Source organism: Gallibacterium salpingitidis, from assembly GCF_030517105.1.
GTDB lineage: Bacteria > Pseudomonadota > Gammaproteobacteria > Enterobacterales > Pasteurellaceae > Gallibacterium > Gallibacterium salpingitidis.
The window spans coordinates 2,096,419-2,107,934 of record NZ_CP103875.1 but is presented as its reverse complement, the minus strand read 5'-3'; the positions used below and the strand labels follow the sequence as shown (position 1 = coordinate 2,107,934).

The window sequence follows — 11,516 nt, the reverse complement described above, 5'->3', positions numbered from 1 at the left end:
GGCCAACATATCATTTTTCTATGTTATATCAATAAGTTATTTTCATTAAGCAAGTGTCATTTGCCCAGCATATAGCGCCCAGAAACGTAAGCATAGCACACCGATTAAACTTAAACTGGCTACAAGGATAATAAATCCTTTATGATGCTTAATTTCTTGTGGCACGACAGCATTTAGGAAAGTTGGCAATACTAAACCAATCCCCACTAGCCCAATCCAGAATACGTAAGACCAAAAACCACCGCCAACAGCATTGTATAATGCAACAGTTTTTTGACCACCGCCTAAATAGAGCCCAATACAGAATGCAAAGAGTAAGAATGCTTCAATTAAAACTACCGGTAATTCAAATTTATGCACAAAGTTGAGTGCCGGTGAATGTGTGCTTTCTTTGGTGAATAATACTGTTGCTAACATCAGTGCCGCAATTCCTGAAGAAGTACCCGAGGCAAGGAACAATACTGGTAATACTGGGTTATTTAGCATTGGATAACTGATCAATGCTGAAAGTAGGAAACCAGTATATGCCCCTAGCAACACAGATAAGAAAATCAAAATGATTTCAACAGGGGAACTGAAGCGTTCTAACTTAGCGATAATGTGATTAACAAAAGCAAGTTTAGGCATAAAACGAGCAATGAGTTGGGCAATTAATCCTTTGAAGAGAAAAGCTAACCACAACAATAAAAATGCCATATAGATTTGGAATAACATTACCCCCATAGACATAATGGAAGTGTGATGATAATTGAACATCAAATACCAGAAAGTCCAAGGTTTAGTTAGATGGAAGATCAAAATAACCAAACCTAAAATAATGGTAACTGGAGCAATGATTGCTGCACAGCGAATGACATTATTTTGATCTGGGTTTGCTCCTGCAAGACCACTACGTTTTAATAGTACCGCCAACATCGTAGCACCAGCAGAGATCCCTAATAAAAAGAGATAAATAGCAATAATTTCGTCCCACACGAGAGATGGGAAATGAAATGGATTATTCATCGTCTGATCTCCCCGTGTTTACTTGGAATATGATAAAGATTCGGTTCTGTACCAAGTTCTACTTTAGTACGGTAAACCTGTTCTTGACGAATTTTTTGTGAAATTTCACTGTGCGGATCATTGAGATCACCAAAAGTTAATGCTTTAGTAGGACAAGCTTCGACACAAGCAGGTAACTTACCTTTTGCTAAGTTAGTGTCTCGGCAGAAATTACACTTATCTGCAACCTTCGTTACGGGATCAATATAACGGACACGATATGGACAAACCGCAATACAGTATTGACAGCCAACACAAAGATCTGCGTTAACATCAACAATACCTGTTTTGGCATCAATAAAAGAAGCGCCAGTTGGACATACATGTACGCAAGGTGCATTACTACAATGCTGACACGAATGACGGAAAAATTCATATTCAACATCAGGAAACTCACCATAAGGTTCACTACGAATGATCTGTAAGCGAGAAACGCCTTCTGGTACCTGATTTACTTCACGACAAGCATCCATACAAGCAGTACAACCAATACAGCTACGCTCATCGTGTAACATTCCATAACGTTTATTTTTTTCTTCGGTTTCAGACAGTGCGGTCGCTAATGTTTTATTGCCTGTTCCAGCCACCAACACTAGCGCTCCAATCCCTGAAACGAAATTGCGGCGTGAACAATTCATTGTGTATCCTTATTTGGTTGTTTAGCTTTCTCTTCATGAATTGCTTGTTGCTTTCCATGACAATCTACACAGAGTTTTACACGTTGTTTTGGTTGAATATCTTTCATTGCATCATGTTCCGGATGCAGAGTATGACAGCTAGCACAAGGTAATTTCATTGCGTGTACATCATGTGCCCAGAATTTTTCTCTCAATTTGTCAGGTTGGTGGCAAGCAAAACAAACTTGGTTTTGTTCTTGTGCAGTGTACATTGGTGTTTTGCCATCAAAAATATCACCATGGAAACGCATAACATCTTTCACACCACGACGATGGTCTTCAGAAATTTTGCCATGGCAACTGACACAATTAATTGGTTTACCAGTATTTGGATTTGTTTTGCTTAAATGTGTGCCATGAAATTGTTGATTATTAAATTTATGACATTTTGCACAATATTGGTTCGGATCACGTTGATTTTCCAATTGTGGTTGATAAGTCAACGTATTTGCTGTCTTTTCATTTGCAGCACTGGCAGTCGCATTATCCGCTGTTGCATGGAAGGCAAATGCGAACAATCCTACTGCAATACTGCTCAACAGTCCTTTTTTAAAAATGTTGTAGAAATTCATTGTTCTTTCCTCAAATAAGTACAGATTTTGTTGGTTGCCTCACTAAGAGAGGCAACCTTATACTGAGATTTATTTTGCATCAGCAGGTAATAAGCCTTTTTCTTTTGCTTCTTTATCCCATTGAGGAACAACAGTTTTTAAGAACTCTTCTTTTTCACGTTTATGTTTTTCCATATCAATACCGATAGCAGCTTGTGCTTTTTCTTTGGTAGAGATATCCGGAATTGCAACCGGTTGAGCCACATTGTGTTTAGTTAAAATAACGGCAAGTTTACGGCGAGCATCAGCTGCTTTATCTAAACCAGAACCTAAAACATTTAATGCAACTTCTGGTGCGTGTACATATGCGCCATGGCTAGCAGAAGTGTAATCCCAACGCCATTGTGCATGACGAATATCTTGTAACACTTCTTTCATTTCATCTTCTGTTGCACCAGCATCCCAAGCCGCTTTAGCTTCAAAGTGAGCATGTACAAGTTGATCTTCTAATTTAATCAACATTTGAGTTACGCGTTCTTTACGAGAGTTAACAATGCCTTGTAATTTTTCTTTGCTTTGATCGTGGCAATTTGCACAAGTATTTTGGAAGTTATCAAATGGATTACCGATATTGTGATCAGTGAATACCCGACCATCTGCAGCTTGAGTTTTTGCCATATGACAATCTACACAAGTTACGCCATTTTTACCATGCATACCCATAGTCCAAATTTCAAAATCTGGGTGTTGTGCTTTAAGCATAGGAGCTTTAGAAAGTGAATGAACCCAATCTTTGAATTGAAGATCATCGTAATATTTTTCCATTTGTTCAACACTCATACCATTTTGCCATGGGAAAGTAACGGTCTTCTTATCACCGGCAAAGAAGTATTCAACGTGACAGTTTGCACAGACTGCAGCACGTTTATCAGTTTGATCAGAACGTTCAAAGTTCCAATCAACTTTATCTAATGCACGTAATACATGAGGACGAGCGATTCGTAATGCAGGTTTACCTTCAGCAAAATCTTTTGAGTTAGTATCATGGCAATCAGCACAACCAATAGGATTAACAATTTCATTACCCCATTTAGCCCATTTCACACCAAAATAACCATCTTCACCTTTTTCAGTGATTAAACGAGCAACATCGGGGCTTTTACATGTCCAACAAGCAGCTGGTTGAGGACCGGTAGTTTCATCTTTTGGAGCACCAGTACGTAAAATATTGCGTACGTCAGTAATTGCATAGTAGTGTCCACGAGGATGATTGTATTCTACAGAAAATAAATAACCGCCCCATAACACAACTAAACGAGGATCTTCAGCTAAAGCATCACCAATTTTTTCTGATTTTTTTGTACTAAGCCAAGATTGATATTGTAAAGGGTATTTTTCTGCATAAAGGTCATTACGGACAGATTTAGCATCAATATCAAACTTCATATCTTTAAATTTATCATTATTGATCTGATTTTGATCGATTGCTGGTTTAGTTGCTGGTTGTTCTGCTGCATAAGCAGTAGAAATACCTATCGTTGCTGTACCAGCTAGTAGTAGCAACATAGCTTGCTTGAAAGTTTTCACGATAATTACCCCAACATAAAAGTTATTAAATAAATAACAAAAATTGAATAAATTAAATGTTCCTAATCCCTTATGAACACAGGCAAGATAGAGTTATGAACGATAGCTACTCTATCAAATAATCACAATAATTCTAAGGTTATATAGCTGTTTTTTGAGTTTAATCAAAAAGTTTTAGCCATAATAGTTAGAAATGGGATCGGAATCACTATTTATACCTATTAAGTGTTATAAAAGTGAATAATATCAATGAATTAAATATTTTATTTTTAATACCTAGTTATGGGTATATTTTGATTAAAATTTGATCTTTTTAAAAAAGTAAAGGCACATATAGTGGTGGATATGTGCCCTTGTTATGATGAGAATATAACTATTTTTGTTGATTTATATTTTCTCTATAACGGAAATGAGTAAATTCGGCAATTAATTCATAACCAGAATAATCTATACAAGCTAGACCGACAAATGCACCTGTGAAGAATCCGCCATAAGATTGTAAAACATAATCATCGGAGAGTATTTTAGCGTCTAGTTTTACTGGAATTCGGGTGTATTGCTGACCATCGAATGAATATTCATAGTAATAAAATTGTTTTTCTACAATGGTTTTTAACCAGATGTATTCAATGTTATCTGGAACTTGGATAGCATTTTCTTGTAATAATGACCGATATTGTCCTCGATTGTTTTCTGCTACCTCAATCACACGACCTTTTTGCTCATCATATGTAATAAAGACAAAAGACCAATGACGATCATTATAGAAATTAGTCAAACCAGCCATTTGTTGATAACTAAAAGGATCAAATTTGACTTTTGTTTCAGCTTCAAAATAGAAATGCTGCCAACGTCTTGCAATCATTGATACTTCATGTGTATTGGCAAGAGAACCACGACCAATTAATGAGAGTTTACCATTACCTACGTCACCAAAATAATCAGAGAATGGTACGCGTAATGTATTCCAATTTGGACTTAATTCGGAAGAAGTGAAGTCATCAAATTGATCATTTACAGTAGATTTTGTTTGAGCTGTAACACTCTGTGGTAGATCAATATAAATTTGTCCGCCAGTGCCACCTTCTACTTTTGGCCAGCCATTATCATTCCAATACACTTTTTGTAGAGAAGTTTCACGACCTAAAGTACACCAGCCACGAGGATCTGTAATGGATTCTGTACTATGATGCCATGGACGACCGCATAAACTAGCATAATACCATTCTCCTTCAGGTGTGTTTACTAATGCACCATGTCCTTGTTTTTGTAATTCAAACTTAGGTGTATCAAAATTCGTAATAAATGCACCATCAGGATCGGTTTCAAAACTATATGCATCAAGAGTTTTGGATCTTGCAACCACCTCTTGATGAGTATATACAGTACCGCCTTCAGCAGCAAAAAGATAGTAATAGCCATTAATTTTGTATAAATGAGGACCTTCAACTAATTTTACATCGGTGCCGGTATAAATGGTTCTTGCTGTCTGTGGTTTTAGTTTCATCGTTGCGGTATCGAATTCTGTAAGAGTAATACCGTTAAATGGATGTTTATATTCACGATGATCCCAAGTTTGTTGGACTAAATATTTTCTACCATCATCATCATGAAAGAGAGAAGCATCAAAACCAACGCCATTTAATTTAATTGGATCTGACCAAGGCCCTAAAATATTCTCTGCAGTTGTGAGATAGTTGGTCATATCTTTAAATGCACCTTCTGTGACTTTTACATCAGTATAGACAAGCCAAAATTTACCATCTGCATAAGAAAGATCCGGCGCCCAAATACCGCCAGAAGAGGGATTTCCTTTCATATCGAGTAATGTTTTTGTTGATAATGGGGAAGGTAGTAATTCCCAATTCAATAGATCTTTTGATTGATGTAAACGAACACCGGGAAACCACTCAAAGGTAGAATTTGCAATGTAATAAGTATCATCAACACGAATAATCGAAGGATCTGGATGGAATCCAGTAAGTATTGGGTTTTTTATTTTCATAGCATATCTCCTGAATTATTTATTTGTTGTAATGTTAATATTCATTTTTTCAATTTCTTCATCGGATAATGGATAAAGAGAGATAACAAAACCAGCAATAATGGCAAGGATAATTGGCATCCAAATCATTGAAATATTGATACCAGATAAAGCTTGGAGAGTTTGTGATTCTTTTGTACCATCAAAGCCAAAGAAAGCATTAATATAAGCAGGAATAATACCGCCTAAAGCCAGACCAATTTTAAAGAATAATCCCATCAATGAATTGATAATTCCTGCGACACGTTTTTTCGATTTAAATTCTCCATAGTTGATAACTTCCGGAACAAGAGCCCACATAAATCCAGTAGCTGAAGTTAATCCCCATTGTTGGAAGAATCTACCGATATAACCAAGTGTTGGAGAATCTTTGAAGGAATCAAATTGCCAAATATAGAGTAATAATTGTCCAATAATAAAGATGCCTAAGAAAACAAAGAAAAATCTTTTTTTGTCTAAGGTTTTTCTTAAATAAGGCCATAATGCAACAAGAAAGATACCGGGTAATGAACCAATTAAGCCTATAGTTCCCATCCATTCTTGATGTCCAATATTATAATTCATATAAAATGGCCAAACAGTATTACCAAAGAACATAAATGTGAAAGAAATTAGAAAGAATAATCCTAATATACGGAGTGGATAATTATTTTTTAACTCTAAAATAAGATCAATATATCTAATTTTACTTTCACTATTTTCCTTAGGGAAAATACGCTCTTTAGTACCAAAATAGCAGAATATTAAAGCAATAAAACCAATGGTCATATAAACAGCATATACTTTGAACCAGGCAAAACCGGCATCTGGTGTCATATAATTACCAAGATTTAATTGAATGCCAAAAAATCCAATATCACGTAAAGATTGATGTGGTGAAGCTAATTGGATAAATAATGGGAACAATGTATAAACTAATAAATTTGCAACATTAGCCATTGTCATTCTAATTGTTGTAATTTCGGTAATTTCACTATTATCTCTGGTTAAGGAAGCATTTAATGAGCCATATGGGATATTCACAAAAGAATAAATTAATGCAGTTGCTAAGTAAGAGAGAAAGGCATATAAGAAACTACCTTTAGTTGCCTCTATTGGTAAAAATAAAAATGCAGCAATAATTGTTAATGGAATACCGAATCTTAAAATATAGGGTCTATATTTTCCATTTTTAGTGATTTTACTTTTGTCAACAACAGTACCAACCCAAGGATCCCAAAAGACGTTAATCCATTTTACAATGAAGAAGATAGTTGCACCTGCAGCAGCAGAAAGTGCATTTACGGTGATTAAATAAACTAATAAGAAACCACCAATAGTCCCAAATATTAAATTTTGTGCTAGATCGCCAGAACCATATGCTATTTTTTCTTTTAATGAAAGTTTAGCAAATTCGTTATTAAGACTTGGAGTGTCTGACATAAATATCTCCTATGTTAAAATATTAAGATAATTTTATTATTGTTATTTATGTTTTATCCTCAATTTATAAATTTTTCTTCTCGATTACGTTTTTTGGTTTTTGTGATAAATGTCACAATAAAAATATAGTATAAGATAAGTAAGTATGTACTCTTTAAAAGTGATTTTTTAATATAGTAATTTAATGAAATTAAATAATGTGAGGGGAGGGGTAACTAATTTTATTTTAGATGGGGGGGGGGTTATATTTAATATAGTATTTAAATTAACTTTATTATAAATAATAATACCCTGTTATAATGCAGGGTATTATATATTTTTTAGAGAAGAGGGAATTTCAATTATTCTTTTTTCTTACTAATGGAATCAACCCATACTGCTAGTAATAAAATCCCACCTTTGACAATATATTGCCAGAAGGTTGGTACGTCTAACATACTCATACCATTATCCAAAGCAGCGATAATTAATGCACCGATAATGACACCAAAAATACTACCAACACCGCCGGCTAAACTTGCACCACCGATAACACAAGCCGCGATAGCATCTAATTCAGCATTTTGACCAGCAGAAGGCGAGCCTGCACCAAGACGAGCACTAAGGATTAAACCTGCTATTGCAACCATTAAGCCATTGATTGAGAAGATGGCTAATTTAATTTTTTCTACTTTAATACCGGATAAACGCGCTGCATCAATATTTCCACCGATTGCATAAATATAGCGTCCGAAGGCTGTTTTCTTGGAAACAAAATAACCAATAACAGCAAGGATAGCCAACAGTAAAACAGGAAATGGAATACCACGATAATCATTAAGTAAATAAATTGAACCAAGTAAAAGAACAGCTAATGCACCATAAGTAAGAAAATCTTTTGACATTGCTGGTACAGGTAGTTGTAGTTTTTGGCGAGCATGGCGTTGACGACTGTTCCATAATACAAAAGCAATAATTGCAACACAGCCAATACCAAGCCCCCAAACATCAGGAATGTAACCTTGTCCAATTAAGGTCATTGATTGTGTAGTTGGTGAAACAGTTGAACCATCAGTAATACCGATTAAAATACCGCGAAACGCTAACAAACCAGCTAAAGTAACAATAAATGAAGGTACACGTTGATAAGCTACCCAATAACCATTCCAAACACCAAAAATAACACCAAGAATCAAAGTTGCGAAAATAGTTGCTGGTAATGGCCAACCCCACCATACGTTGGTAATAGCAGCAAAACCGCCTAATAAGCCCATTAATGAACCAACTGAAAGATCAATTTCAGCTGCAATAATGACAAAGAGCATCCCAATGGCCAGAATCCCGGTAATGGAAGTTTGACGTAATAAATTTGAAATATTTCTTGCACTAAGATATGCGCCATCAGTGGCAAAAGAGAAAAATAGCATAATTACAATAATTGCAATCAGCATAATATAAACTTGTAAATTAATGGATTTAAGGTTTTTCATAGACTACTCCTTGAGTGCAGTTTCCATTACTTTTTCTTGAGTAAGATGATCATTGATTAGATTTCCTTTTAATTTGCCGTGATGCATAACGAGCACACGATCGCTGATTCCTAATACTTCAGGTAATTCAGATGAAATCACAATAATTGCAACACCTTTTTGCGCCAATTCGTTGATTAATTTATAAATTTCATATTTGGCGCCCACATCAATACCGCGAGTTGGTTCGTCCAAAATAAGAATTTGTGGATTAAGTAATAACGCTTTCGCCAAAATTGCTTTTTGTTGGTTACCACCGCTTAAACGAGCGATAGCTAATTCAGGAGTTGGCGTTTTTACTTTGAGATCTTGAATTGATTGTTGAATCACAGTTTCTTCCAAGGCTTCATTAATAACTGCACCTTTGCTGCAATATTTTGGTAATGCTGAAAGGGTAATATTTTTATTAACGCCCATAATTGGAATAATACCGTGGCGTTTACGATCTTCTGGTACCATAAAAATGCCATTTTTGATCGCTTCAGCGCAATTTTTATGTTTTACCGTATTGCCATTTAAGATAAATTCGCCTGTAAATTTACCTGGGTAAGCGCCGAAAATACATTGCACAATTTCGGTTCGTCCTGAACCAACTAACCCGGCAATTCCTAGAATTTCACCTTTATGGAGTTGGAAACTTACATTATCGATACGTTTGATATGAGTATTAACATGATGCCAAGCTGTTAAGTTTTTTACTTCTAGAATCGTTTCACTAATTTGATGAGGTTCGTGTGGATAGAGAGAAGTAATTTCGCGACCTACCATCATAGTAATGATATCGTCTTCTGTCATTTCAGAAGCTGAACGAGTTCCAATATGTTTACCATCACGAATTACACAAATTTCATCTGAAATTGCCTTTACTTCATTTAATTTATGAGAAATATAAATACAAGCAATATTATGAGCTTTTAAATTACGAATTAAATCAAGCAATATATCAGTTTCTTTTTCAGTTAAAGAAGCAGTTGGTTCATCTAATATTAATAAACGTACATTTTTATTTAATGCTTTTGCTATTTCGACTAATTGTTGTTCTCCTAAGCCTAGCTCTCCGACAACAGTATAAGGATCAACATTAAGTTGTACTTGAGATAACATTTTCTGACAACGAAGGTACATTTCATTTTCATCTGCAATACCATAATTAGTAATTTCATTGCCAAGAAAAATATTATCCATAATAGTCATATTTTTCACTAAAGCTAATTCTTGGTGAATAATGGCAATACCTCTGCTTTCCGTATCTTTTATATTTTTTGATTTTAATAATTCACCGGAAAAATAAATATCACCCTCGTAATCACCATAAGGATAAATACCACAAAGTACCTTCATTAAAGTTGATTTTCCTGATCCATTTTCTCCACAAAGAGAGAGAACTTCACCAGGTGAAACAGAAATAGAAATATCATCTAGTGCTTTTACATCACCAAATTTTTTTACTATTCCTTTCATTTCTAATAAAACATCCATAGGAACCACCTTAAATAAATTGAGGGAGAAGAAACTCCCTCATAATTTATTATTTATAAACACTATCTTTAGTATGGAAACCATCTTTGATGACAGTTTCATCAATATTATCTTTAGTGACTACAATTGGTGTTAATAAATAAGATGGGACATCTTTAAGGCTATTATTTAAGACCGCATTACTTTCAATTTTTTCACTTTTACCAAGTTTCACCGCAACTTCTGCTGCAGTTGCCGCTAATTTAGCGATTGGTTTATAAACGGTCATAGTTTGGGTACCAGCAACGATACGTTTGATACCAGCTAGGTCAGCATCTTGTCCTGAGATAACAACTTTACCAGCCAATCCTTGAGCTTGTAATGCTTGTACTGCACCGCCTGCAGTAGCATCGTTAGAAGCAACTACAGCATCAATTTTATTATTATTAGCAGTAAGTGCATTTTCCATAATTTGTAATGCTTTTTCTGGCAACCAAGAATCTACCCATTGGTCACCAACAATTTTAATATCACCTTTATCAACTAATGGTTGGATAACTTTCATTTGTCCTTTACGGAATAATTTCGCATTATTATCTGTTGGTGAACCACCCATTAAGAAGTAATTACCTTTTGGTTTTAATTTAACTAAACTTTCTGCTTGTAATTCCCCAACTTTTTCATTATCAAATGATACATAGAAATCAATATTGGCATTATTAATTAAACGGTCATAAGCTAATACTTTAATTCCAGAACGTGATGCTTCTTCAATAACATTACTTAATACGTCACCATTGTGTGGAATAATAACTAATACATCAACATTTCTATTAATCATATTTTCGATTTGAGAAATTTGAACGCTGTCATCACCATTTGCTGATTGTACAAATACTTTTGCACCTAATTCTTCAGCTTTTTTACTAAATATAGAACTATCTTTCTGCCAACGCTCTAAACGTAGGTCATCAATAGACATACCAATAGTTAAATCTTTAGCATTTGATACTCCAGTAATGCAACCTAAAATAAGTGAAACGGATAATAAAGTTTTTTTAAATTTCATTTTAACCACCTTGTGTTAATTAATTGGATATGTCATTACAGCGGCTATTACTATTCATAATTTCTGCATATGGAACAATTTATAAATTTTGTTTTTCCATTATGATTTTTAGTTTTTGTGATAACTCTCACAATATTCAAAAATAAGAAATTTTTA

Annotated in this window: 9 protein-coding genes; all 9 read right to left on the bottom strand. The window is 34.6% G+C overall.

Going from position 1 to position 11,516, the window contains the following annotated elements; all coding sequences use genetic code 11:
• Positions 1 to 45: 45 nt before the first annotated feature.
• Positions 46 to 1,005 carry a cytochrome c nitrite reductase subunit NrfD gene (nrfD, locus tag NYR30_RS10090; protein WP_066422168.1) on the bottom strand — a complete coding sequence of 320 codons (960 nt, stop codon included), beginning with the start codon at positions 1,003 to 1,005 and terminating at the stop codon, positions 46 to 48.
• Positions 1,002 to 1,682, bottom strand: a complete 681-nt coding sequence (gene nrfC, locus NYR30_RS10085; RefSeq protein WP_302500924.1) for a cytochrome c nitrite reductase Fe-S protein — start codon at positions 1,680 to 1,682, stop codon at positions 1,002 to 1,004. The genes nrfD and nrfC overlap by 4 nt, the downstream gene beginning before the upstream one ends.
• Positions 1,679 to 2,293 carry a cytochrome c nitrite reductase pentaheme subunit gene (gene nrfB, locus NYR30_RS10080; protein WP_302500922.1) on the bottom strand — a complete coding sequence of 205 codons (615 nt, stop codon included), beginning with the start codon at positions 2,291 to 2,293 and terminating at the stop codon, positions 1,679 to 1,681. Before nrfB ends, nrfC begins: the two co-directional genes overlap by 4 nt.
• Before the next feature lie 69 nt (positions 2,294 to 2,362).
• Positions 2,363 to 3,838: an ammonia-forming nitrite reductase cytochrome c552 subunit gene (nrfA, locus tag NYR30_RS10075; protein ID WP_302502479.1), complete on the bottom strand. Its 1,476-nt coding sequence runs from the start codon at positions 3,836 to 3,838 to the stop codon at positions 2,363 to 2,365.
• A 394-nt stretch (positions 3,839 to 4,232) separates the two neighbouring features.
• Positions 4,233 to 5,864: a glycoside hydrolase family 43 protein gene (locus tag NYR30_RS10070; RefSeq protein WP_302500920.1), complete on the bottom strand. Its 1,632-nt coding sequence runs from the start codon at positions 5,862 to 5,864 to the stop codon at positions 4,233 to 4,235.
• A gap of 15 nt (positions 5,865 to 5,879) precedes the next feature.
• Positions 5,880 to 7,325, bottom strand: coding sequence for an MFS transporter (locus tag NYR30_RS10065; protein WP_302500918.1), 1,446 nt, complete (start codon positions 7,323 to 7,325; stop codon positions 5,880 to 5,882).
• Positions 7,326 to 7,666: 341 nt separating this feature from the next.
• Entirely contained in the window at positions 7,667 to 8,794 is a 1,128-nt protein-coding gene (locus NYR30_RS10060) for a sugar ABC transporter permease (protein WP_302500916.1), read from the bottom strand.
• 3 nt (positions 8,795 to 8,797) lie between these two features.
• Positions 8,798 to 10,312: a xylose ABC transporter ATP-binding protein gene (locus NYR30_RS10055; RefSeq protein WP_302500913.1), complete on the bottom strand. Its 1,515-nt coding sequence runs from the start codon at positions 10,310 to 10,312 to the stop codon at positions 8,798 to 8,800.
• Between the two features lie 49 nt (positions 10,313 to 10,361).
• Complete coding sequence (gene xylF / locus NYR30_RS10050; RefSeq protein ID WP_302500911.1) at positions 10,362 to 11,360, bottom strand: D-xylose ABC transporter substrate-binding protein; 999 nt, start codon at positions 11,358 to 11,360, stop codon at positions 10,362 to 10,364.
• Positions 11,361 to 11,516: the final 156 nt, after the last annotated feature.

Excerpts from the sequence above, each read along its gene's own strand:
- nrfC (WP_302500924.1), bottom strand. The coding sequence starts at position 1,682 with ATGAATTGTTCACGCCGCAATTTCGTTTCAGGGATTGGAGCGCTAGTG.
- NYR30_RS10070 (WP_302500920.1), bottom strand. The coding sequence starts at position 5,864 with ATGAAAATAAAAAACCCAATACTTACTGGATTCCATCCAGATCCTTCG.
- xylF (WP_302500911.1), bottom strand. The coding sequence starts at position 11,360 with ATGAAATTTAAAAAAACTTTATTATCCGTTTCACTTATTTTAGGTTGC.
- NYR30_RS10065 (WP_302500918.1), bottom strand. The coding sequence starts at position 7,325 with ATGTCAGACACTCCAAGTCTTAATAACGAATTTGCTAAACTTTCATTA.
- nrfD (WP_066422168.1), bottom strand. The coding sequence starts at position 1,005 with ATGAATAATCCATTTCATTTCCCATCTCTCGTGTGGGACGAAATTATT.
- NYR30_RS10055 (WP_302500913.1), bottom strand. The coding sequence starts at position 10,312 with ATGGATGTTTTATTAGAAATGAAAGGAATAGTAAAAAAATTTGGTGAT.
- nrfB (WP_302500922.1), bottom strand. The coding sequence starts at position 2,293 with ATGAATTTCTACAACATTTTTAAAAAAGGACTGTTGAGCAGTATTGCA.
- NYR30_RS10060 (WP_302500916.1), bottom strand. The coding sequence starts at position 8,794 with ATGAAAAACCTTAAATCCATTAATTTACAAGTTTATATTATGCTGATT.
- nrfA (WP_302502479.1), bottom strand. The coding sequence starts at position 3,838 with ATGTTGCTACTACTAGCTGGTACAGCAACGATAGGTATTTCTACTGCT.